This is a genomic window from Pseudomonas sp. Colony2 (genome assembly GCF_019382755.1).
GTDB lineage: Bacteria > Pseudomonadota > Gammaproteobacteria > Pseudomonadales > Pseudomonadaceae > Aquipseudomonas.
In genome coordinates this window covers 1697888-1720920 of the sequence record NZ_CP080030.1, presented here as the reverse complement: position 1 = coordinate 1720920, position 23033 = coordinate 1697888, and the positions used below count along the sequence as shown (strand labels likewise).

Sequence of the window (23033 nt, the reverse complement as noted above, 5' to 3'; positions counted from 1 at the left end):
GTCTCAGACACAGAACTTAACAGATCGCCATGCCCAACTGCATCAATGCCAGGCCGCCCTGTTGCCAGCCCCACCACGCCAGCAGCAGCAAGAGTCCTGCTCCTGCTGCGCCGAGCCAATGCCAGGTCGAATTCATGCCACCCCCATTTTCGCCTGCAAACGTGCCACCGGGCGCTCGCGCACCGGCCAGTTCAGCGCCGCTGCCACCAGGCTCAGGACGATTGCCACCTGCCAGATCAAATCGTAGCTGCCGGTTCGATCATAGACCACCCCGCCCAACCAGCCGCCGAGGAACGAGCCCAGTTGATGGAACAGGAACACGATCCCACCTAGCATGGAAAGGTTTCTGACACCAAACAAGGTCGCGACCGTGCCGTTGGTCAGTGGCACCGTGGACAGCCACAGGAAGCCCATCGCCATGCCGAACAGGTAGGCGCTGGTCTGCGTCACCGGCGCCCACAGGAAGATCACAATCACCACCGCCCGCAGCAGGTACAAACCGGTCAACAAACGGGGTTTGGACATGCGCCCGCCGAGCCATCCGGCGGTATAGGTGCCAAAGATATTGAACAGGCCGATCAATGCCAGCACGGTCGTCCCCACCGAGGCCGGCAAGTGCTGGTCCACCAGGTACGACGGCAAGTGCACGCCGATAAACACCACCTGGAAACCGCAGACAAAAAAGCCGAACGCCAGCAGCCAGAACCCTGAATGGGAGCAGGCCTCACCCAAGGCTTCGCGCAAGGTCTGCTGGCCAGCCACCGCAGGCAACGGTCGATCCTTGAGCATGGTCACCAACGGCACGATCAGCGCCACCATCAGGCCCAGCACCAGCAACGCGGCGGACCAGCCAAGCCAGCCGATCAAACCGAGGGTGCCCGGCAACATGGCGAACTGGCCGAACGAGCCGGCGGCGCTGGCGATACCCATGGCCATGCTGCGTTTTTCCGGCGCCACGGCACGCCCCACCACCCCGAGGATCACCGAGAACGAAGTACCCGACAGGCCAATGCCGATCAGCAACCCGGCACTCAGGGACAGCGACCACGCCGAATCCGAAAGGCCCATGAACACCAGGCCCAGCGCGTAAAGCACACCACCGATCATCACCACCTTGGCGGCGCCGAAGCGGTCGGCCAGGGCGCCGGTAAACGGCTGTGCCAGGCCCCAGATCAGGTTTTGCAGGGCGATGGCAAAGGCAAAGGTCTCACGGCCCCAGCCGAATTCGGCACTCATGGGCGCCAGGAACAGGCCGAAGCCATGTCGCACGCCGAGGGACAACGCGAGGATCAGCGCACTCCCCACAAGAATCCAGCCGCTGGTGCGCCACATCGAGGTCATTTCTTATTCTCCGTTCGCGGGTATATACCCGCTTATCATCGAACAAACTCGCGTCAAGCGAGTTCATCCAGCAAGGCCAACAGGGTTTCGCGCTTTTCGGCGCCCAACTTATCAATCAATTTCTGCTGCGCCGCTTCCCAGGCCGGCAATGCGGCGGCGAGCCGTTCGATACCCGCCTCGGTCAGCAAGACCAGGCGGTTGCGCAAGTCATCGCCCTCCACCAACTGCACCAGGCCCTCGCCTTCCAGCACCCGCAGGTTGCGCCCCAGCGTGCTGCGATCCAGGCCCATGGCGTCGGCCAGGCTGGAAATGCTCGGTTGATCGAGGCGCTGCAGATTACACAGCAAAGAATACTGGGCAACGTTGATCCCGAAGCCGTCGAGAGCGCCGTCGTAATGCCTGCTGACGCCACGAGCGGCGCGACGCAGGTTTGTGCATAAACATTGGGAGGCAAGCATGGAGCGTGTATATACCCGGGATTAATGAAATGCAAGAAAGTGTTACAGCACCAGACTGATCAACACCGCCACTTCCAGCAGCTCCAACAGCGCGCCGGCGGTGTCGCCGGTGGTGCCGCCGAGGCGATTGACCATCAATTGGCGCAAGCCGATAAAACAAAGGGCAGCCACCAGCACGGCAATCCCGCCACTGAAACCGCCGATCAAGATACACGCCAGGCCGCTGAGGATCAGCACCTGTTGGCCGACGATCCGTGGCAAATGATCCGCCAGGGCCTGCCCCAGACCACCGGCGCGCACATAGCGCGTGGTGAGAAACAGCGCCAGCATTGAAGCGCGGCCAATCAACGGTGCGAGAATCAGCGCGGCGCCGTTGTGCTGCTCGATCAATGCCACCAGCGCGGTGAATTTGAGCAGCAACACCAGGCCCAGGGTGACCACCGCGATCGGGCCGCTGCGCGGGTCTTTCATGATGGTCAGGGTGCGCTCGCGGTCACCGAAGCCACCGAGCCAGGCGTCGGCGCTGTCGGCCAGGCCGTCCAGGTGCAGGCCGCCACTGAGCAGCACCCATGCGGTCAACAGCAGCGCGGCGTGCAGCAGCAATGGCGCGCCCATCAACACGGCGTTCAAGCCCCACAGCAGTAGCCCGAACAGCAGCCCCACCACCGGATAAAACAGCAACGAACGCCCCAGTTCCTGGGGCTGCGGCATGCCCGGCAAGCGAATCGGCAGGCTGCTGAGAAACTGCAAGGCGATCCAGAACGGCAACATGCTCAGCGTCCTTCCCTTAATACGCCATCCGCCTCGACCTGCAGGCTGAACAGGCCACCATGGCCGACTTCGACATTCAACAGTTGCTCACGCGGCAGACCACGTGCCTGGGCCAGCAGCAAACGCATGACTCCACCATGGCTGATCAGCAGCACTCGCTGGCCGGCATAAGCTTGATACAAGCGGCCGACAGCCCCCAAAACACGCGCGGAAAACTGTGAAACCGGCTCGCCCTGCGGCGGCGTGAAACTGTAGGGATCAGCCCAGAACAGGCCCAGCGCGTCGGCGTCGGTTTCCATCAAGGCTGCAGCGCTCTGCCCTTCCCAGGCGCCGAAGTGCAGTTCCTGCAGATCCTTTTCGAGGGTGACCGGCAGGTTCAGGCGCGTGCCCAACTCCTCGGCAAACCGCGCACAACGTTGCAGCGGCGAACTGACCAGACGCTCCCATGGGCCCTGCGCCACCACCGCCTCACGCATCTGCTCCCAGCCCTTGGCCGTGAGCGCATCGTCCAGGCTGCCGCGCAAGCCGCCGCCCAGTTCGGTTTCGCCGTGGCGCAGCAGGTCCAGGCGCAAAGTCATGCCGGGCGATCCGCTACGGCTGCTTCGGCGAAGGTCGCCATCTGCCCGTGCAGCGCGCAGGCCAGGCGCAGCAACGGCACAGCGAGCGCGGCGCCACTGCCTTCACCCAGGCGCAGCCCGAGTTCCAGCAAAGGCTCGGCGTTGAGGCTTTGCAGCACGTGACGATGGCCGGGCTCGGCACCGCGGTGGCCGAACAGCAGCCATTCACGACAGCCGGGGTTCAGGCGCGTCGCGACCAAGGCGGCGACGGTGCATATAAAACCGTCCACCAGCACCACGACACCTTCTTGGGCACAGGCCAGATAGGCACCGACCAGTGCGGCAATCTCAAAGCCGCCGAGGTTGAACAGGGTTTTCAGTGCGTCGTCGCGATCGCCCGCGTGCAGTGCAAGGGCTCGCTCGATGACGGCGACCTTGTGGCTGACACCCTGGGCGTTCAGGCCGGTGCCGGGGCCGGTCAGGTCGCTGACCTGGCAATCCAGCAGCGCGCAGGCCAGGGCACTGGCGGCGGTGGTGTTGCCGATGCCCATTTCGCCACCGATAAACAGTTGCGCACCGCTGGTGATAGCGCGGTGCACGCTGTCGCGGCCGGCTTGCAGGGCAAGTTGGCCCTGGGCTTCGGTCATTGCCGGGCCGTTGACGAAGTTGGCGGTGCCGAGACCGATATTCAGGTGGCGGACGCCCGGCAGGTTCAACGTCGGGGTGATGGTGCCGAGGTCGACCACTTCCAGCTTGGCGTCGAGTTGGCGCGCAAGCACGCTGATGGCGGCGCCACCGGTGACGAAGTTGTGAAGCATCTGGCCAGTGACTTCCTGGGGGAAGGCGGAGACACCTTCGGCGACGACGCCGTGGTCGCCGGCAAAGATCGCGATCCACAGGTGGTCGACGCTGGGTTTGACCTGGCCCTGGAGGCCGGCCAGTTGGACGGCCACGGCTTCCAGCCGGCCGAGGGAGCCGGCGGGCTTGGTCAGTTGCTGCTGGCGGGCCAGGGCTTGTTCGTGGGCTTGGGTGTCGATCGTTTTGCAGGGGTTGAGCCACCAGGTGTCGGTCATAACGCAGTACCTTTCAAAGTCAGGGGCAGGCCGGCGACGGTCAGGACAACGCGCTGACAACGTTCGGCCAAGGCTTGATGCAGCCAACCGGCTTCATCGACATAGCGGCGAGTCAATTCGCCCAGCGGGACGACACCCATTCCGGTCTCGTTGCTGACAAAAATGATTTCTCCTGGGAGGGTGGCCAGGGTTTGGAGCAAGGCCTCACGCTCTTCTTTGAGACGGTCGGGGTCTTCGAGCATCAGCAGGTTGGTGAGCCATAGGGTCAGGCAGTCAACCAGCAGGCAATGGTTCGGGGTGGCGTTTTCCTTGAGGACACGGGCCAGTTCGATGGGCTCTTCGATCAGGCCCCATTCGGTCGGGCGCCGCTCGCGGTGGTGGGCGACGCGTGCGGTCATTTCGCCGTCCAGGGGTTGGCTGGTCGCTATGTAGGTGACGCTTAGGCCGCTGTCGGTGGCGAGTTTTTCAGCCAGGCGGCTTTTGCCGGAGCGGGCGCCGCCGAGGATCAACTGGAGCATGGGTTGTGCCTCTGTTTTTGACTGTGTGTATATCCGTTATTTAGGTAACGGCGACTATTGGTTCCGCTCTTACAGCGGCTCACTTTTGAAGAGCGCAAAAGTAAGCAAAACGCTCTTGCCCCACCACTCGGCACCTCGCTTAGGCTCGGTGTGCCCTCACTCCGGCTTTGGACCGTGGGCCGCCGCGATGGGCCATCCTTGGCCCAGCGCGGCTAACCCGGCGTCCTGCCGGGTTACCCACGCTCCAAAGCCTGCGTTCGGCCAGCGTGGTTTAACGGGGCGCCTAAGATCAAGATCAARATCAAGATCAAAAGCAASAGCACAGCGGCCTACCGGCCGGCTTGAGTGTGGTGAAGCAACAGCAACAGCAAGATCAGAATCGGGCACGGTCAAATGTGGGAGCTGGCTTGCCTGCGATRGCATCAACTGGRWGTACCTGATGYACCGAGTTGTCTGCATCGCCGGCAAGCCAGCTCCTACAGAAAAGCAGAGCCACACCGCCCGTAGCAGYTGTCGAGCGCCAGCGAGGCTGCGTGCTTTTGATCTTGATCTGCTTTTGATTTTGATCTGCGGGCCCCGTCAACCACGATGGCCGCAAGCAGGCACGGTGGAGCGGGTAAACCGGCAAGGATGCCGGTTTAGCCGCGCCGGGCCATGGATGGCCCGTCGCGGCGGCCCGCGGAACCGGGCCGGAGTGCGGGCATGCCGAGCCTAAGCGAGGCACCGAGTGGTGGGGCAAAGACCTTTTGGTTACTTTTGGGGCGTTTGCCAAAAGTGACCCGCTGTAAGAGCGGAACCATAAGCGGCCGTTACCGCAGCAACGGATATGTACACGGTCCATTACAAACAACTCAAACCCCACACAACGAACGCAGTAACCCAGTATCCAAATGCCGCTCTACCAGATCCGCCAACCGCTCAATATCCCGCTCCCGCAACCCGTGATAATCCACCTCCTGCACATCCTCCAACCCCGCCCACCGCAACAACGCACTACACGCAGCCGGCGTCTCAAACACCCCATGCAGATAGGTCCCGAGAACCTGCCCATCCTCACTCTGAGCCCCATCCAGGCGCCCATCGTCCAACTGCACCGCAGCCCGCACCAAGCCAGCGCCACTGGTTACACCCGCGTGGATCTCATACCCACTCACCTCGGCCTCCTCCAGCAACAACCGCCCCCGCACGTTACGCAGCTGCTTCTCCTCCTCCAGGGTCGTACTGAACGCCAACAACCCCAGCCCAGCGCTAGAACCACAAGGCCCTTCCAACCCCAGCGGGTCGTGCACCTGCTCGCCGAGCATCTGCAACCCACCACAAATCCCCAGCACCTTCCCGCCATAACGCAGGTGCCGCGCCACCGCCGTATCCCACCCGTTGGCCCGCAAATACGCCAAATCACTGCGCACACTCTTCGAGCCCGGCAAAATAATCAGGTCCGCCGCAGGAATCGCCTGCCCCGGCCCCACAAACTGCAAATCCACCTGCGGATGCAACCGCAACGGATCAAAATCCGTGTGATTACTGATCCGCGGCAATACCGGCACCACCACCTTGAGCACTTGCGCCGCCTTGTCGATCTGGCGCTGGTCGATACCGTCCTCAGCCTCCAGATGCAGATCCATCACATACGGCAACACCCCCACCACCGGCTTGCCCGTGCGCGCTTCCAGCCAATCCAGCCCCGGCTGCAATAGCGCGATATCGCCGCGAAAGCGATTGATGATGAAGCCTTTGACCCGCGCCTGTTCGGTGGGTGACAACAATTCCAGAGTGCCCACAAGGTGCGCAAACACCCCGCCGCGATTGATGTCGGCAATCAGCAGCACCGGGCAGTCCACCGCTTCGGCAAAGCCCATGTTGGCAATGTCGTTCGCCCGCAGATTGATCTCGGCCGGCGAACCCGCACCCTCGACCATCACCACCGGGTAAGCCGCACTCAACCGCGCATGAGAGGCCAGCACCGCTTGCATCGCGATGGCTTTGTAATCGTGATAAGCCACGGCATTCATGGTGGTCACGGCGCGCCCGTGGATGATCACTTGGGAGCCCGTGTCGCTGTTGGGTTTGAGCAGCACCGGGTTCATGTCGGTGTGGGGCGCCAGGTTCGCCGCCTGGGCCTGCACCGCCTGCGCTCGGCCGATTTCGCCGCCTTCGGGAGTCACGGCGCTGTTGAGTGCCATGTTCTGCGGTTTGAAGGGCACCACCGGGATGCCCTGGCGCACCAGCCAGCGGCAGAGTGCGGTCACCAGCGTGCTTTTGCCGGCGTCAGAGGTGGTGCCCTGCACCATCAAGGTACTCATGAGGCTTCCTTGTAGGCCTTCAGTGCCTGTTCCAGCCGCAACCAGTCGGCCTCGGTATCCGGCAGGCCGAAACGCAGGCTGCTGTTGTCGACAAACAAGCGCAGCAGAATGCCGCGCTGGGCCATGAATTCATGCAGCTGCTCAGCCCGGTCCGTGATCATCCACTGGAACAACGCGCAGCCGCCCTGAGGCCGCAAGTCGTGGCGTTCAAGCACATCAAACAGGCGCTGGCTGGCCGATTCGCAACGCAGCCGCTGTTGCGCATGGCCGGTCGTATCGCGCAGGCATACTTGCCCAAGCACCCGCGTCGGCCCGCTGACGGCCCACGGCCCCACCTGTTCGGCGAGCAGCTTGAGCAGCTTGCGCTCGGCCAGCACGAACCCCAGCCGCACTCCGGCCAGGCCGAAGAATTTGCCGAACGAGCGCAGCACGATCAGGCCGACTTGATGGGCCTGGCCCGCCAGGCTCAGTTGCGGGGTGATGTCCATGAAGGCTTCATCCACCACCAGCCAGCCGCCGCGTTGGGCCAGGCGAGCATGCCAGTCCAGCAGGCGTTGCGGCGTCAGGCTCAGGCCGGTGGGGTTGTTGGGGTTGACCACCACCAGCACGTCGAGGCTGTCGAGGAAGAAGTCGACTTCCTGCTCCAGCACTTCGCGCACGATGTAGCCGGCGCGACGCCAGGCTTCAGCGTGTTCGGCGTAACACGGCGACAGCACACCGACCTTGCCGGCCCGGCGCAGGCGCGGCAATAACTGGATCGCGGCCTGGGAGCCGGCCACCGGCAATACATGGGGCGTGCCGTAATATTCACAGGCAGCCTGCTCCAGGCCGTCGTCGTTTTCAGGCAGGCGTGCCCAGGCCCGCAGCGGGATTTCCGGAATCGGGAACGGCCACGGCGCCAGGCCGCTGGACAGGTCCAGCCAGTCTGCTTCTGGAATGCCGTACTGCATCGCCGCCTTGCGCAAGCGGCCACCGTGCTCAAGCATAAAACTCAGCCCCCACACACAGGATCAGCAACCACAGCCACACGCCGCGTTGCACCAGTTGCCAGCCACGCTCGATGGAATCCGCATCCGCCGGCGGGCCTTCGCCCAGTGGCGGGCGCTGGTGCAGCTCACCGTGATAAATCGCTGCACCGCCCAACTCCACGCCAAGGGCACCGGCACCCGCAGCCATCACCGGGCCGGCGTTGGGGCTGTCCCAGGTCGGGCCCTGGGTGCGCCAGCATTTGAGAGCCAGGCGGGTTTTGCCCAGCAGCGCATAGGTCAACGCCACCAGGCGCGCCGGAATGTAGTTGAGCACGTCATCGATCTTTGCTGCGGCCCAGCCGAAACGCTCAAAGCGTTCATTGCGATAGCCCCACATGGCATCCAGGGTGTTGCTCAGGCGATAGAGCACCACGCCGGGCACGCCAGCGACCACAAACCAGAACAAGGCGGCAAATACCGCGTCGCTGCCGTTTTCCAGCACCGATTCGGTGGCTGCACGGGCGACTTCGGTGCGATCCAGCTCGCTGGTCTGGCGGCTCACCAGATAGCTGACACGCTTGCGGGCCTCGTCCAGATCATCACTGCGTAACGCTTGCGCCACCGGCAGCACGTGTTCGCCGAGGCTGCGCATGCCGAGGGCGCAATACAGCGCGAGGATTTCCAGGACCCAACCGATGTAAGGCGCCCACGAGAGGGCCGTGGCCAGCAGGGTCAGCGGCACCACCGCAATCACCCAGGCGGTAACGCCATGGCTGCGCCAGCCACGGCCGCCGGAGTTGAATCGTTGCTCGATGCGCCCGGCAAAATTGCCGAACGCCACCAGCGGATGCCAGCGCCTGGGCTCGCCCAGCAGCGCATCCAGCGCCACGGCAGCGACACTCAGCAAGGCCACACTCATTGACTCACTCCCCAAACATTCTCGTACAACATGTCACTCAGCGGCCGTGGTTCGGTCCAGCCTTCGAGCTGCAACATCGGTGCCGGGTAGAACTCGGCCACCGGGCCCAGGCACAACACGGCCAACGGCTTGGCACCGGGCGGCAGGCCCAGCAGATCGGCCAGGGCCTGGGGCTCGAACAGCGAGACCCAGCCCATGCCCAGCCCTTCGACACGAGCCGCCAGCCATAGATTCTGAATCGCACAGGACAACGATGCCATGTCCATTTCCGGCAAGGTGCGGCGCCCGAAGATATGCCGCTCGCGGTCGTCCATCAAGGCAGCCACCAGCACTTCGGCGCAGTCGTTGATGCCTTCGACCTTGAGCTTCATGAACTGGTCGGAGCGCTCGCCGAGAGCCTCGGCGGTGCGTACGCGTTCTTCTTCCACTAGCTGCTGGATCTGGCCGCGCAGGTTGCGGTCGCTGATGCGGATAAAACGCCAGGGCTGCATCAAGCCGACGCTCGGCGCCTGGTGCGCGGCTTGCAGCAGGCGATGGAGCAATTGCGGCGCCACGCTGCCACCGCTGAAGTGCCGCATGTCGCGGCGTTCGGCGATAGCGCGGTAGACGGCTTCGCGGTCGGCTTCCGGAAAGGCGTTGTCAGTCATGGCCTCATCGCGGGCAAGCCCGCTCCCACAGTAGATTGCGTTTCAACTCGGTCAACTGTGGGAGCGGGCTTGCCTGCGATGGCGGTCTCAAGGCTTGGCGCAAACAAGGCAGCCACCGCCATCGGGTTGGACGGGAAATAAAAGTGCACGTAGGAAGCCGTCATCCGGCCCTGACGATAAACCGCCTCGGCACCGCGCCCGCCATTCGGGCTCAGGCCCCGGGCAATCGGCTGCCACTCGGTGCTGGTCAGCGAGTGATGGTAGGTGTGACCGCGCAAGAGGCCTTCGGGCAGTTCGACGTTTTGCAGGGCCAGTGCCGCCAGACGCTTTTGCATCACGGCGTCGCCCTGGAGCAGGCCGACCAGTTCGGCACGGGTGCCGTCGACATCGGTGAGCGAGTCCAGCAGATAGAGCATGCCGCCGCATTCGGCCAGCAGTGGCTTGCCAGCAGCGTGGTGGGCGCGGATAGCGTCGAGCATCGCGGTATTTTCCGACAGCGCCTGGTGATGCAATTCCGGATAACCGCCGGGCAGGTAGAGGCTGTCAGCTTCGGGCAATGCGCGGTCACGAATCGGCGAAAAGAAGCGCAGCTCGGCGCCCATCGCTCGCAACAGGTCGAGGCTGGCGCCGTAGGTAAACGCGAAGGCTTCGTCGCGGGCCACGGCGATGCGCACGCCGGCCAGCAACGGTTGGGCCTCGATCACCTCGGGCGCAGCGAATTCCACCGGCGGTGGCAGCGCTACCTCACAGCTGCTGCCCAGGGCCTGGGCGGCGGCGTCGAGGCGCAGGTCGAGGTCGTTCAATTCGCTGGCCTGCACCAGGCCAAGGTGGCGGCTGGGCAATTCGATCCCGGTTTCCCGGGACAGTGCGCCGTACCAACGCAGGCCTTCGGTCAGGCTGCCTTCAAGCAGTTGCGCATGGCGCAGCGTGCCGACGCGGTTGGCCAGCACGCCGGCAAACGGCAGGTCCGCCTGGTAACGCGCCAAGCCCAATGCCAGGGCACCGAACGTCTGGGCCATGGCCGTGCCATCGATGACCGCCAGTACCGGCACGCCAAAATGCCGCGCCAGGTCGGCGCTGGACGGCGTGCCGTCGAACAGGCCCATCACGCCTTCGATCAGGATCAGGTCGGCTTCCCCCGCCGCTTCCCACAGCAATCGGCGACTTTCCTGCTCGCCGACCATCCACATGTCCAATTGATAGACCGGCGCACCACTGGCGCGCTCGTGGATCATCGGGTCGAGAAAGTCCGGGCCGCATTTGAACACTCGCACCTTGCGCCCCAGGTTGCGGTGCAAACGGGCGAGCGCGGCGGTGACGGTGGTTTTGCCCTGGCCGGACGCCGGTGCGGCGATCAGCACAGCAGGACAGTGACGGGGCTGATTCAAAGTTCGATGCCTTTCTGCGCCTTGATACCGGCCTGGAACGCATGCTTGAGCATGCCCATTTCAGTTACGGTGTCGGCCATTTCGATCAATTCGGGTTTCGCGCCACGGCCGGTGACCAGCACGTGTTGCATCGGCGGGCGCGCCTGCAGGTCGCTGAGTACCTGGTCCAGGTCGAGGTAGCCGTGCTTGAGGGCGATGTTCAGTTCATCCAGCACCACCAGGCCGATGGCCGGGTTCTGCAGCATTTCCCGGGAGACCGCCCAGGCGGCTTCGGCGGCCACGATGTCGCGGGCGCGGTCCTGGGTTTCCCAGGTAAAACCTTCGCCCATCACGTGGAAGCGCACCTGCTCGGGGAAACGGCGGAAGAACAGTTCTTCGCCAGTGCTGTTGCGGCCCTTGATGAACTGCACCACGCCACACTGCATGCCGTGGCCCATGGCCCGGGCGAGCATGCCAAAGGCCGAGCTGCTCTTGCCTTTGCCATTGCCGGTAAGCACCAGCAGCAACCCGCACTCGTTCGGTGAATTGGCAATGCGCTCGTCAATCACGGCTTTTTTGCGCAGCATGCGCGCCAGGTGGCGTTCGTCACGATCGGGGGATTCAGTCATGGCAGCTCTCCGTTGGGGCTGGACAAAAACGGCGGGCAGGAAAAAGACACATACAGACAGCCAAGCATCGCCCACCGTGATGCTGTTGGATGGATCAGGCCGGTCTCCGGGCTCATGAGTGGCATTGGATGCCGAAGGTGCGCCTTCCCATATCGCGGGCGATACAGTGGCTTAAGGCACCGTCTTGACTCATTTACCGTTGCGGGGGCAGCGCCGGGATCGTGGCAGCACTGTAGAAAAATGCGCTCACTCACCGGCTTCCCTGTTTCACTCAGTCGGCGCGTACGCCACAGAGCACCTGAAACAAGCCGCGAAGGTTAGTGGGTTGGGGGTGGAGCGTCAATTAAAGCCGGACATGCGCGTGAACCATCGGGCCGCTGCGTGCCTCTACCGCTACAGGTATTAAGGAGAAAACCATGCACAAGACCCGACTTGCCCTACTGATCATGCTCGCCGGCACCCTCGCCGCCTGCGGCGAAAGCTCTACCCTGCAAGTGTCCGACGGCACCGGGCCCTCGCCCAAACTGCCGGAACCGAATAAAACCCTGATCCCCACGGTGAATATCGCCCCGGCCATCGGCTGGCCCGAAGGCACCAAGCCAACGGCGGCGGCAGGCACTCAAGTAGCGGCGTTTGCCGAAGGCCTGGACCATCCGCGCTGGCTGTATGTGCTGCCCAATGGCGATGTGCTGGTGGCAGAAACCAATGCGCCACCCAAGCCGGACGATTCCAAGGGTATTCGTGGCTGGGTGATGGAGAAAGTCATGGGCCGCGCCGGGGCCGCCGTGCCGAGCCCCAACCGCATCACCCTGCTGCGGGACGCCGACCACGACGGCATAGCCGAAACCCGCACGGTGTTCCTGGAGAACCTGAACTCGCCGTTCGGCATGACACTGGTGGGCAGCGACCTGTATGTGGCCGATTCGGACAAGCTGCTGCGCTTCCCCTATCAGCCAGGCGAAACCTCGATCAAGGAAGCCGGCACCACGGTGACCGACTTGCCGGGCGGCAGCATCAACCATCACTGGACCAAGAACGTGGTCGCGAGCCAGGACGGCAGCAAGTTGTACGTCAGCGTGGGCTCCAACAGCAACGTCGCGGAAAACGGCCTGGAAGCCGAACAAGGCCGCGCCGCGATCTGGGAAGTGGACCGTGCTACCGGCCAGCACCGTATCTTCGCCTCCGGCCTGCGCAACCCCAACGGCATGGCTTGGGAACCGCAAAGCGGCAGGCTGTGGACGGCGGTGAATGAGCGCGATGAAATCGGCAGCGACCTGGTGCCGGACTACATCACCTCGGTCAAGGATGGCGCGTTCTATGGCTGGCCCTTCAGTTACTACGGGCAGCACGTGGATGTGCGGGTGAGTCCGCAGAACCCGGAACTGGTAGCCAAGGCGATTGCCCCGGACTACGCGGTGGGCCCGCACACAGCCTCCTTGGGACTGACCTTTGCCGACGGCAGCAAGCTACCGGCGCAATTCAGCAATGGCGCGTTTATCGGCCAGCATGGTTCGTGGAACCGCAAGCCACACAGTGGCTACAAGGTGATCTTCGTGCCGTTTGAAGGCGGCAAACCCAAAGGCCAGCCGGTGGATGTGCTGACCGGGTTCCTCGACAGCGACGAGAAAGCCATGGGCCGCCCGGTCGGCGTGGTGATCGACAAGCAGGGGGATTTGCTGGTGGCGGATGACGTGGGGAACAAGGTGTGGCGAGTGTCGGCGGCTAAATAGCCAGCTTCGCAAACACCGCAAAACAAATGTGGGAGCGGGCTTGCTCGCGAATGCAGTGTGTCAGTCAGCTTGTTGTCGACTGATCCACCGCATTCGCGAGCAAGCCCGCTCCCACATTTGGTTTCGTGTTTTCCTAGGGGTTTCGTGCCAGGTGCTCGGCTGGCAACACACGCTTGGCGCTCAGGTAGGCGTTTTGCCAATAGGCTTTGGACAGCGTGTCCAGCTTCACCGTACCGCCGGTTTGCGGCGCATGCACAAAGCGCCCTTCTCCCACGTAGATCCCGGCGTGGCTGACCTGCGAGCCGCCACCCGTGGCGAAGAAGATCAGGTCACCGGTCTGCAGGTTGTTTTCGCTCACGTCCTGGGCGCGCATCACGATCAGCTCGCGAGTGGTACGTGGCAAGGAGATGCCCGCCGCGTCACGGTAGACGAAACCGATCAAGCCACTGCAATCAAACCCCGAGTCCGGCGTGTTGCCGCCCCAGCGATAAGGCGTGCCAACCAGGCCCAGCGCACGAAAAAGCACGTCTTCGGCCGCAGGCGAGAAACTTTGGGTGGCATAGGTGTTGAACACCGGCTTGGGCTTGACGGCCACGGGAGCAGGCGGAGGACGACTTGCGCAGGCGCTGAGCAGCGCGGCGCAAACGAGAAGAATTAGGCGGGCCGAGGTCGACATGGGCAGAACAATCCTGATCTGGATGCGGCTTTCGCTGCCGAACGTTGAAAAACAGAACGCGCAAGCAAAGCTCGCGCGATCAATTTACAACAATGTCCAGGGATTCTAGCGCTTACACGTCAAACTTCAAGTATCACTTTAACTTTACTTGCTAGCGGTAACGGTAGTCGGGGCCATCGCCAGGGCGCGCTTGGCTTCGATGAAGGTTTTGCTCCAGTAGCTGTCACCCAGGTTGTCGACTCGCACACCACCGCTGCGGCGGCTGCTGGAGTGGATAAACTGGTTGTCGCCCAGGTAGATACCGGCGTGGCTGACACGACCACGGCCAGCCGTACTAAAGAAAAGCAGATCACCGGGCTTGAGGTTGTTCCGCGCGACCAACGGTGCATCCACGTTGATCATTTCGCGGGTGGAACGCGGCAGGTTCATGCCGGCTTCTTCGCGGAACAGGTAGCCGATGAAACCGCTGCAGTCGAAACCGGCTTCAGAGGTACCGCCGAAACGGTAACGGGTACCGATCAGGGACATGCCGCGTTCGAGAATGCTGTCGGCCAGAACGGGAAGCTGGTAAGGCTTGGCGCCGGCGAAGTCGGCGAGTTCTTTTTCAGTTGCGATCTCTTCCTGATAAACAGTGGAAGACTGCGACGCAACGAATTTTGCCTGGGACTGCTGTACTGGTTTTTGCTGCTCAGCCACGTTTTGAGTGTGGGTGGCGCAACCAAACAACAGGGTAACGAGTGCGAGAGGCACGAGGGGTGCGAAGCGATTTAGCATGGGCACGACCGTGGCTGATGTGTAAAGAAGCCGAGACTATGCCTTCTATCACATCGATTTGCAAATTCAATCGTGATCTATGTGACTTCTTGTTTGGACTATGACATCTAAGCCCTTAACACCCTATGCCAGCCATTTGCGTGGCCAAAACGGCCCAAACGCAGGTTTTCTGGCGCCTGTAATTTGCCGAAAGCCCCGGTTTTAAAGGGCTGCCTACCAGCCCAGGGTTTCTTTGAGGAAGGGAATAGTCAGCTTGCGCTGGGCTTGCAAGGAAGCCTGGTCGAGCTGTTCGAGCAAGTCGAACAGTGCGCTCATGCTGCGTGTACCGCGAGTGAGAATAAAATGCCCGACTTCATCGGTCAGGTGCAACCCGCGGCGCGAAGCACGCAGTTGCAGGGCCCGCAGTTTGTCTTCGTCGGACAACGGGCGCATCTGGAAAATCAGCGCCAGGGTCAGCCGCGACTTCAAGTCCGCCAGCTTCACCGGCAGCTCACGTGGCGAGGTGGAGGCGGCAATCAACAAGCGCCGGCCGCTGTCACGCAAGCGGTTGAACAGATGGAACAGTGCCTCTTCCCAATCTGCCCGCCCCGCCACTGCCTGCAAATCGTCCAGGCAGACCAGTTCGTATTGTTCAAGGTTGTCGAGGATCTCGATACCGCGGTCCAGCAGCTCCGCCAGCGGCAGGTACACCGCCGGTTCACCCATCTGTTCGAAGCGCAGGCAAGCGGCCTGTAACAAGTGGGTACGCCCCACGCCGTGCTTGCCCCAGAGGTAGATCAAGCTTTCGGTCCACCCGGCGTCGGCTTCGCAGAGCCGCTCGACATAGCCGAGTGCAGCGGCATTGGCGCCTGGGTAGTAATTGATAAAGGTGGCGTCGTCACGCAGACGCACACCTAGGGGCAGCTGAATCGGTTTCATGCTGACTGAACGGTTCCAATCGAACCGTTAGTGACCTCTGTGTAAAGTTTGCAAAGTTTATACCCGTGACGCCGGGCGCACAATGCAGCAGACCACAAGCAAAATCAAAGGTTTGCGTTAACTTGTTGGATTTGGTGAGGAATGTTTGACGCAATGGCGAAACGCCAGAGCCGATAAATGACAAACCCGGCCTTGAGCCGGGTTTGTGATGCTGCGGTTATAACTCCGGTTCGTCGGTTCCGGCGTACATGTCCGAGTCCTTGTACAAGTCGTGCACATGGCGCACCAGCACCATGATCACCGCCGCCACCGGCAGCGCCAGCAGGATGCCGGTAAAGCCGAACAGCTCGCCGCCCGCCAGGATCGCAAAGATCACCGCCACCGGATGCAGGCCGATCCGGTCGCCCACCAGCAACGGCGTCAGCACCATGCCTTCCAGGGCCTGGCCGACCATGAACACCGCGACGATCCCGAGCATCGGGTACAGGTCGCCGTGGAACTGGAACAACCCGGCCACCAGCGCCGCACCGATACCAATCACGAAGCCCATATAAGGCACGATGGCTGCCAGGCCGGCGATCAGGCCGATCAACAGCCCCAGTTCCAGGCCGATCGCCATCAACCCCGCCGCGTAGATGATCCCCAGCGCCAGCATCACCAGCAACTGGCCACGGACGAAGGCGCCGAGCACCTCATGACACTCCTCGGCCAGGGAGACAATGCGCTCCTCACGGTCGCGCGGCAGCAGGCCGCGGATCTTGGCCATCATGATGTCCCAGTCCCGCAGCAGGTAGAACGCCACGACCGGGATCAGCACCAGGTTGGTCAGCCAGCCAATCAGCGCCAGGCTCGACGCCGTCGCCTGGCTCAGCACCACGCCGACAATGTCGGTGGTCTGGCCCATGTGCTCGCTGATGGCCGCCTTGACCTTGTCGAACTTCCAGAAGCCGTCTGCCAGCCCCAGCTTGGCCTGCGCCCACGGCATGGCCGTGTGTTGCAGCCAGTCGAGCATCTGCGGCGCCAGCTCATAGAGCTTGAACAGCTGCTTGGCCAACATCGGCACCAGCACCAGGACCAGCGCCGTGATGATCAAGGTGAACAACGCAAACACCGCCACCACGCCCCAGGTACGTGACAAGCCGATCTTTTCCAGGCGATCCACCACCGGATCGAACAGGTAGGCCAGCAGTAACGCGACCAGGAACGGCGTCAGGATCGAATGCAGCAGGAACACAAAAACGCACAGCAGGACAATCCCGCCAAGCCACACCCAACGACGCGTATCCGCCATAAACCACTCCCTCTGTTATTTGCTTCCTGCTTCTATATAAGAAGGAAGAACACTTACCAATGAAAACGTAGCTGCGGCGTCGGCTCGACCGGTGCCGGTTGCGCGCCTTCTACCACCGGCTGCGGAGCCGGAGCTTCACCTGCCGGGATTTCCTGCAACTTGGCCAGGCTCAACTGGGTGCGCAATTGCTCGGCGCTGCCATTCACCCGATAAACGATGCGAGTGCCGTCCACGCGCACCGGCTGGGCACCGAACGGTTCCAGCAGATGGCCGAGGGCGGCGTAATGCTCGAGATTCATGCCCTGCACTTCCAGCAACTGATCACTGGTGGCAGCGCCGGCCTTGACCGCAAAGCGTGGTGCCAGGCGTTCGCTGACGGCCAGCAGCACGGCGTCGGCCAATGCGGCAGTATCAGTGCCGGTGGCGGTGCCCTGCTCGCTTTTATCCCCCAGCCACAGGCGCCATTTGGCCGACCATTGGCCGCCGTCTTCGCGAGCATGCACCGCCAGCAAGGCATCGGCACCATAACGCTCGGACGCGGCGCGCAGCGGTGTGGCGTCAGGGCTTTCAAGATTCGGGGCGGTGGCGACGATCTGTTCGTCCAGGTCACCCAATGGCAGACGCAGCGGCAAACCACGGTGCTGGGCCGCGCGGCGCAGCGGCTGGGCGACAGCCTGGCCATCACCGACCAGGCTGCTGCCTTCCACGGAGTCGTTCAGCCACCAACCGAGGATCGATGGCCGATTGCTGCCCCACAGCGCCAGGCCCGCGCCACGCAACGCGCGGTCGGTGCTGACCGGGTCGAAATCCACCTGCAGGCTTTCCGGCGGGCCGGCGTCGTAGCCATACTGACTGATGATTTGTTGCGGGTCTTTGCGGATCGCCGCCAGGCCCGGGCCATCGGCGGCCTTGGCGTCGCCGGTCAGGCGGATCACCAGGGTTTGCAGGGCACGCTGGGTCGCCTGGTCGCGCTCCTGGGGAGACTGACTGCTGACCGGCTCCAGCACTTGATAGAGACCATTGAGGGTTTCGGCATGACTCGCCAGGCTGACCAACGACAAGCAGCCCACAAAAAAATATTTACTCAGACCCATGAAAGAAGATTCCCGAACGGCAAATAAGCGGTTGGAACAGACCGCGTGAACACTGTTGAGCAAGGCTGTGACCACAGCGACCGGCAAAACATTCACAGGGTCTCGGCAAGTTTTTGTACTGTCATAACGATAGCGAGTTAAAGGCTATACCTTAATAGGGCCTGTGACCGACTCGATTAGCGATTTTTTTAACAGCTATTGCCCCTGCCCGTCGGCCCGAGGATGGCCGCTGCCCCTCAAGCCTGATAAAATTGCGCGCCTTCGCAGACCGTCAATGGCAGGCCGTGCTGAAACTTCAGGTTTCGGTACACCCGCCGCATTCGGTCGTTACCCCTGAATCCCCCCTAAAGGCCTGGATCATGAGCAAGCAACCCTCCCTGAGCTACAAGGACGCCGGTGTAGACATCGACGCCGGTGAAGCATTGGTCGAACGCATCAAGAGCGTCGCCAAGCGCACTGCGCGCCCCGAAGTCATGGGCGGCCTGGGCGGTTTTGGCGCCCTCTGCGAGATCCCGGCCGGCTACAAGCAGCCTGTATTGGTCTCCGGCACCGACGGTGTGGGCACCAAGCTGCGCCTGGCACTGAACCTGAACAAGCACGACAGCATCGGCATCGACCTGGTTGCCATGTGCGTGAACGACCTGGTGGTGTGCGGCGCCGAGCCGCTGTTCTTCCTTGACTACTACGCCACCGGCAAGCTCAACGTCGAGACCGCTACCCAGGTGGTCACCGGCATTGGCGCTGGCTGCGAACTGTCCGGCTGCTCCCTGGTCGGCGGCGAAACCGCTGAAATGCCAGGCATGTACGAAGGCGAAGACTACGACCTGGCCGGTTTCTGCGTCGGCGTTGTCGAAAAATCCGAAATCATCGACGGTTCCAAGGTGGCTGCCGGTGACGCCCTTCTGGCCCTGCCATCGTCCGGCCCGCACTCCAACGGCTACTCGCTGATCCGCAAGATCATCGAAGTGTCCGGCGCCGACATCGAAACCATCCAGCTCGACGGCAAGCCCTTGACCGACCTGCTGATGGCCCCGACCCGCATCTACGTGAAGCCGTTGCTCAAGCTGATCAAGGACACCGGCGCGGTCAAGGCCATGGCTCACATCACCGGTGGCGGCCTGCTGGACAACATCCCGCGCGTACTGCCTGAAGGCGCCCAGGCGATTGTCGACGTGGCCAGCTGGCAGCGCCCGGCAGTCTTCGACTGGCTGCAAGAGAAAGGCAACGTCAACGAAACCGAAATGCACCGCGTGCTGAACTGCGGCGTGGGCATGGTCATCTGCGTGGCTCAAGAGCACGTTGAAAGCGCGCTGAACGTATTGCGTGAAGCCGGCGAACAGCCTTGGGTCATCGGCCAGATCGCTACCGCCCCTGAAGGCGCGGCTCAGGTTGAACTGAAGAACCTTAAGGCGCACTGATGCCTGCAACCTGTGATGTCGTGGTGCTGCTCTCCGGCACCGGCAGTAACTTGCAGGCCCTGATCGACAGCACGCGCGCCGGCGACAGCCCGGTGCGCATCGCTGCGGTGATTTCCAACCGCAGCGACGCCTACGGCCTGCAACGCGCCAGGGACGCAGGTATCGACACCCGCTCCCTGGATCACAAGGCTTTCGAAGGCCGCGAGGCCTTCGACAGCGCCTTGATCGAACTGATCGACGCCTTCAACCCCAAACTCGTGGTACTGGCCGGCTTCATGCGCATTCTCAGCGCTGACTTCGTGCGTCACTACAACGGGCGTCTGCTGAATATCCACCCGTCCCTGCTGCCAAAATACAAAGGGTTACACACCCACCAGCGTGCCCTGGAGGCCGGCGACACCGAGCACGGCTGCAGCGTGCACTTTGTCACCGAGGAACTCGATGGCGGGCCTCTGGTCGTACAGGCAGTAGTTCCGGTAGAGTCTGCCGACTCTGCGCAGACGCTTGCGCAACGGGTTCACGCCCAGGAACACAGGATTTACCCGCTGGCTGTTCGCTGGTTCGCTGAGGGACGGTTGATTCTTGGCGACCACGGTGCATTATTGGACGGTCAGTTACTTGCGGCCAGCGGCCACTTGATTCGAACCTAGGAGACTTTATGCGTCGCGCCCTGCTCTTCGCTTTTGCGCTGTTCGCCTTGCCTGCCGTGCAAGCGGCAGACCTTCACCCTTTCTCCGCCAGCTACACCGCCGACTGGAAACAGTTGCCCATGAGTGGTTCGGCAGAACGCAGCCTGACCAAGAATGACAACGGCAGCTGGACCTTGAATTTCAAGGCTTCCATGATGATCGCCAGCCTGACTGAAACCAGCGTGATCCGCTTCGACAAAGACGCCCTGCAACCGGTGAGCTACACCTTCGAACGCGGTGGCCTGGGCAAGACGAAGAAGATCAACCTCGACTTCGATCAGACGGCCAAGAAAGTCACCGGCTTTGAAAACAAGGACCCGGTCAACGTGGCCCTTCAAAGCGGCATGCTCGACAAGTCGACCTACCAGTTGGCATTGCAGCGCGATGTGGCAGCCGGCAAGAAAAGCATGAGCTACAACGTCGTCGAAGGCACTGATGTCGATACCTACGACTTCCGCGTGATCGGCCCGGAAAAGGTCCAGACCAAAGCCGGCTCCATCGATGCGATCAAGGTCGAGCGCGTGCGTGACCCGACTCAAAGCAAGCGCATTACCCAAATGTGGTTTGCCAAGGACTGGGGCGGCATCCTGGTTGCCCTGCGCCAGGTCGAGACTGACGGCAAGGAATACAACATCATGCTGCAAGACGGTACCGTTGACGGCAAGGCTGTCAAAGGCAGCTGATCCTCTGCGCAATGAAAGAGCCTCGCGTACGCGGGGCTTTTTTTCGCCTGTCGCCTGACGCCAACATGAAACTTTTGTCATAAAACTCAGCGCCCTGCGACGCAATGTCGCGGTTTCCGTGGGCTCGCGGGATTACTCCAGTTTCTGTAAAGGTGTGTTGCAATTCCTGGTTATTTACTTAGCAAGCTAACAAATCATATAACAAAGGCCTGCGACGCCTTGCCGCAGATCAACCAGAGATTGGAGCAAGCAGATGACTGTAAAAGTAACTGAACGCGACGATGAACATATGTCCCATGAAGCAGTAGCCCACGGGATTCACATCTGGGATGTACACCAGCAAGACCTGCTGGTCGGCATGTTTCACGACGAGACCGAAGCTCATAATTATAAAAACGAGCTCGAGACCCTTGAGATGAAACGCCAGGCGCAAAGCTCCTGAAACTCTGAAATCCTGTAGATAACCAGCCCCACGCAGCTGGAGTGTCTATAAACACAAACCCCGCCTTTTGAGCGGGGTTTGTGTTTTTTTGGGTTTAGGATTGGGATTGGGATTGGGATTGGGATTGGGATTGGGATTTTGGGGGCGCTTCGCGCCCCAGCGGGAGCAAGCTCCCTCGCCACARCAAGCTCCCTCGCCACAACAAGCCGTCTCGCCACAATGTGTGTTTCTAACGCATTACCACATCAGGTCGTCAGGGATCTGGTAGGCGGCGTACGGATCATCCTCATCCGGCACCTGGCTTTCGGTCAGCACGTTCATCTGGACGATGCGCTCTGGCGCCCGCTCCTGGATCTTCAGCGCGGCTTCGCGCGGGATCACCTCGTAACCGCCACCGTGATGCACGATCGCCAGGGAGCCGTTGCTCAGCTTGTTACGCATCAGCGTGTTGACCGACAGGCGCTTGACCTTCTTGTCATCCACGAAGTTGTAGTAGTCCTCGGTGGTCAGCTTGGGCAGGCGCGAGGTTTCGATCAATTGCTTGACCTGCGCAACGCGGGCCTTAGCCTCGGCTTTTTCCTGCTGCTGACGGTTCAGCTCCTGGTCGCGCTTGACCTTTTCGGCATGCGCCTGGATGGCCAGGCGCGCCTGGCTGTCGTCCGCTTCGGCCTGGCCTTTATGCACCAGGCGCTGCTGTTTCTGTTTCTCTTTGCCGACCTGCTTGGCCTGCTTTTGGTTGACCAGACCTGCTTTGAGCAACTGGTCGCGAAGGGAAATGCTCATGGTGCTTACTCACTTGGGCAACGGCTCAGCCGCAGCTGGACAGATTTTTTTCCTGGCGTTTGGCTTCGCCCCACAGGGCGTCCAACTCTTCGAGGGTGCAATCTTCTATGGGACGGTGGGTCTCGCGCAATGCCTGTTCGATAAATCGGAAACGTCGTTCGAATTTAGCGTTGGCTAAACGCAAGGCTGCTTCCGGGTCGACCTGGAGGTGACGGGCCAGGTTGACCGCCGCAAACAGCAGGTCACCTACTTCATCGGCGATGGCTGCCGGGTCGTTATCGGCCATGGCTTCGAGCACTTCATCCAGCTCTTCGCGCACGTTATCCACCACGGGCAACGCGGCCGGCCAGTCGAAACCCACCTGCCCGGCACGCTTTTGCAATTTGGCGGCGCGGGAAAGCGCCGGCAAGGCCGTGGGCACATCATCCAGCAGGGATAACTGCTGTGGGACGTCGGATTTTTCCGCACGCTCCTCGGCCTTTATTTCTTCCCAACGCTGCTTGACCTGCTCTTCGCTCAGCTGCGGAATATCCAGCGGCGCGTACAAGTCTCCCGTGGGAAACACATGCGGGTGACGGCGAATCAACTTGCGGGTAATGCTGTCGATCACTCCGGCGAATTCGAAGCGCCCTTCTTCCCGCGCCAGCTGGCTGTAATACACCACCTGGAACAACAGGTCGCCCAACTCACCTTGCAGGTGATCAAAATCCCCGCGCTCGATCGCATCGGCGACTTCGTAGGCTTCTTCCAGGGTGTGGGGGACGATGGTGGCGTAGGTTTGCTTGATGTCCCACGGGCAACCGTATTGCGGGTCGCGCAGGCGGTTCATCAGGTGCAGCAGGTCTTCAAGTGAATACATCAGTCTCTTTCCGCAGAAGTGGGAACGCTGAGGATCAAATGTGGGAGCGGGCTTGCTCGCGAAGGCGTCGTGTCAGTTGCCTGATATTTGACAGACACATCGCCTTCGCGAGCAAGCCCGCTCCC

24 protein-coding genes and 1 riboswitch are annotated in these 23033 nt (G+C 61.9%); of the genes, 5 read left to right on the top strand and 19 right to left on the bottom strand.

Annotated elements, in window-relative coordinates; translation table 11 throughout:
• Window positions 1-132 precede the first annotated feature (132 nt).
• The 12 genes from JV201_RS07390 to cobO all read right to left on the bottom strand — a co-directional run bounded on the left by JV201_RS07390 (window position 133) and on the right by cobO (window position 11551).
• Window positions 133-1332 carry an MFS transporter gene (locus tag JV201_RS07390; RefSeq protein ID WP_177008978.1) on the bottom strand — a complete coding sequence of 400 codons (1200 nt, stop codon included), beginning with the start codon at window positions 1330-1332 and terminating at the stop codon, window positions 133-135.
• 62 nt (window positions 1333-1394) lie between these two features.
• Entirely contained in the window at window positions 1395-1799 is a 405-nt protein-coding gene (locus JV201_RS07385) for a MarR family winged helix-turn-helix transcriptional regulator (RefSeq protein WP_003214925.1), read from the bottom strand.
• A gap of 42 nt (window positions 1800-1841) precedes the next feature.
• Entirely contained in the window at window positions 1842-2570 is a 729-nt protein-coding gene (locus tag JV201_RS07380; protein ID WP_003214923.1) for an adenosylcobinamide-GDP ribazoletransferase, read from the bottom strand.
• A 2-nt stretch (window positions 2571-2572) separates the two neighbouring features.
• Window positions 2573-3148 carry an alpha-ribazole phosphatase family protein gene (cobC, locus tag JV201_RS07375; RefSeq protein ID WP_102368349.1) on the bottom strand — a complete coding sequence of 192 codons (576 nt, stop codon included), beginning with the start codon at window positions 3146-3148 and terminating at the stop codon, window positions 2573-2575.
• The gene (cobT, locus tag JV201_RS07370; RefSeq protein WP_177027959.1) at window positions 3145-4200 is read right to left on the bottom strand and encodes a nicotinate-nucleotide--dimethylbenzimidazole phosphoribosyltransferase; all 1056 of its coding nucleotides are present in this window, start codon (window positions 4198-4200) and stop codon (window positions 3145-3147) included. Before cobT ends, cobC begins: the two co-directional genes overlap by 4 nt.
• Window positions 4197-4718, bottom strand: a complete 522-nt coding sequence (gene cobU, locus JV201_RS07365; RefSeq protein WP_102368348.1) for a bifunctional adenosylcobinamide kinase/adenosylcobinamide-phosphate guanylyltransferase — start codon at window positions 4716-4718, stop codon at window positions 4197-4199. Before cobU ends, cobT begins: the two co-directional genes overlap by 4 nt.
• An 851-nt stretch (window positions 4719-5569) precedes the next feature.
• Window positions 5570-7021 (bottom strand): cobyric acid synthase, encoded by a 1452-nt coding sequence (locus tag JV201_RS07360; protein ID WP_219406693.1) that lies wholly within the window; start codon window positions 7019-7021, stop codon window positions 5570-5572.
• On the bottom strand, window positions 7018-8007 hold the full coding sequence (gene cobD, locus JV201_RS07355) for a threonine-phosphate decarboxylase CobD (protein WP_219406692.1): 990 nt from the start codon (window positions 8005-8007) through the stop codon (window positions 7018-7020). Before cobD ends, JV201_RS07360 begins: the two co-directional genes overlap by 4 nt.
• Entirely contained in the window at window positions 8000-8908 is a 909-nt protein-coding gene (gene cbiB, locus JV201_RS07350; RefSeq protein ID WP_087694822.1) for an adenosylcobinamide-phosphate synthase CbiB, read from the bottom strand. Before cbiB ends, cobD begins: the two co-directional genes overlap by 8 nt.
• Window positions 8905-9555, bottom strand: coding sequence for a 5,6-dimethylbenzimidazole synthase (gene bluB, locus JV201_RS07345; RefSeq protein ID WP_003210753.1), 651 nt, complete (start codon window positions 9553-9555; stop codon window positions 8905-8907). Before bluB ends, cbiB begins: the two co-directional genes overlap by 4 nt.
• Window positions 9552-10943 carry a cobyrinate a,c-diamide synthase gene (locus tag JV201_RS07340; RefSeq protein ID WP_087694821.1) on the bottom strand — a complete coding sequence of 464 codons (1392 nt, stop codon included), beginning with the start codon at window positions 10941-10943 and terminating at the stop codon, window positions 9552-9554. The genes bluB and JV201_RS07340 overlap by 4 nt, the downstream gene beginning before the upstream one ends.
• On the bottom strand, window positions 10940-11551 hold the full coding sequence (gene cobO / locus JV201_RS07335) for a cob(I)yrinic acid a,c-diamide adenosyltransferase (protein WP_003210751.1): 612 nt from the start codon (window positions 11549-11551) through the stop codon (window positions 10940-10942). Before cobO ends, JV201_RS07340 begins: the two co-directional genes overlap by 4 nt.
• Before the next feature lie 79 nt (window positions 11552-11630).
• Window positions 11631-11868: riboswitch (cobalamin riboswitch) on the bottom strand.
• A gap of 99 nt (window positions 11869-11967) precedes the next feature.
• On the opposite strand from cobO, the gene JV201_RS07330 reads away from it, so the two are divergent.
• Window positions 11968-13281, top strand: a complete 1314-nt coding sequence (locus JV201_RS07330; protein WP_177066788.1) for a sorbosone dehydrogenase family protein — start codon at window positions 11968-11970, stop codon at window positions 13279-13281.
• Window positions 13282-13414: 133 nt separating this feature from the next.
• Here JV201_RS07330 and JV201_RS07325 read toward each other — a convergent pair whose 3' ends face one another.
• From JV201_RS07325 to JV201_RS07305, 5 genes are all read right to left on the bottom strand, one after another.
• Window positions 13415-13957, bottom strand: coding sequence for a C40 family peptidase (locus tag JV201_RS07325; protein WP_003210749.1), 543 nt, complete (start codon window positions 13955-13957; stop codon window positions 13415-13417).
• A 144-nt stretch (window positions 13958-14101) separates the two neighbouring features.
• Window positions 14102-14731: a C40 family peptidase gene (locus JV201_RS07320; RefSeq protein WP_003210748.1), complete on the bottom strand. Its 630-nt coding sequence runs from the start codon at window positions 14729-14731 to the stop codon at window positions 14102-14104.
• Between the two features lie 213 nt (window positions 14732-14944).
• Complete coding sequence (gene hda / locus JV201_RS07315) at window positions 14945-15649, bottom strand: DnaA regulatory inactivator Hda (RefSeq protein ID WP_003210747.1); 705 nt, start codon at window positions 15647-15649, stop codon at window positions 14945-14947.
• Between the two features lie 217 nt (window positions 15650-15866).
• Window positions 15867-16940 (bottom strand): AI-2E family transporter, encoded by a 1074-nt coding sequence (locus tag JV201_RS07310; RefSeq protein WP_003210746.1) that lies wholly within the window; start codon window positions 16938-16940, stop codon window positions 15867-15869.
• Between the two features lie 53 nt (window positions 16941-16993).
• The gene (locus JV201_RS07305) at window positions 16994-18034 is read right to left on the bottom strand and encodes a DUF2066 domain-containing protein (RefSeq protein WP_003210745.1); all 1041 of its coding nucleotides are present in this window, start codon (window positions 18032-18034) and stop codon (window positions 16994-16996) included.
• A gap of 359 nt (window positions 18035-18393) precedes the next feature.
• On the opposite strand from JV201_RS07305, the gene purM reads away from it, so the two are divergent.
• The 4 genes from purM to JV201_RS07285 all read left to right on the top strand — a co-directional run bounded on the left by purM (window position 18394) and on the right by JV201_RS07285 (window position 21266).
• Window positions 18394-19452, top strand: coding sequence for a phosphoribosylformylglycinamidine cyclo-ligase (purM, locus tag JV201_RS07300; RefSeq protein WP_003210744.1), 1059 nt, complete (start codon window positions 18394-18396; stop codon window positions 19450-19452).
• Complete coding sequence (gene purN / locus JV201_RS07295) at window positions 19452-20102, top strand: phosphoribosylglycinamide formyltransferase (RefSeq protein WP_087694819.1); 651 nt, start codon at window positions 19452-19454, stop codon at window positions 20100-20102. Before purM ends, purN begins: the two co-directional genes overlap by 1 nt.
• Before the next feature lie 8 nt (window positions 20103-20110).
• Entirely contained in the window at window positions 20111-20824 is a 714-nt protein-coding gene (locus tag JV201_RS07290) for a DUF3108 domain-containing protein (protein WP_003210742.1), read from the top strand.
• 253 nt (window positions 20825-21077) lie between these two features.
• A complete protein-coding gene (locus JV201_RS07285; protein WP_008438187.1) occupies window positions 21078-21266 on the top strand; it encodes a hypothetical protein in 189 nt (62 codons plus the stop codon).
• A 237-nt stretch (window positions 21267-21503) separates the two neighbouring features.
• On the opposite strand, the gene JV201_RS07280 is transcribed toward JV201_RS07285, so the two are convergent.
• Both JV201_RS07280 and mazG read right to left on the bottom strand, forming a co-directional pair.
• A complete protein-coding gene (locus JV201_RS07280) occupies window positions 21504-22049 on the bottom strand; it encodes a DUF2058 domain-containing protein (RefSeq protein WP_003210740.1) in 546 nt (181 codons plus the stop codon).
• Between the two features lie 25 nt (window positions 22050-22074).
• Complete coding sequence (mazG, locus tag JV201_RS07275; RefSeq protein ID WP_008438185.1) at window positions 22075-22908, bottom strand: nucleoside triphosphate pyrophosphohydrolase; 834 nt, start codon at window positions 22906-22908, stop codon at window positions 22075-22077.
• Between the last annotated feature and the right edge of the window lie 125 nt (window positions 22909-23033).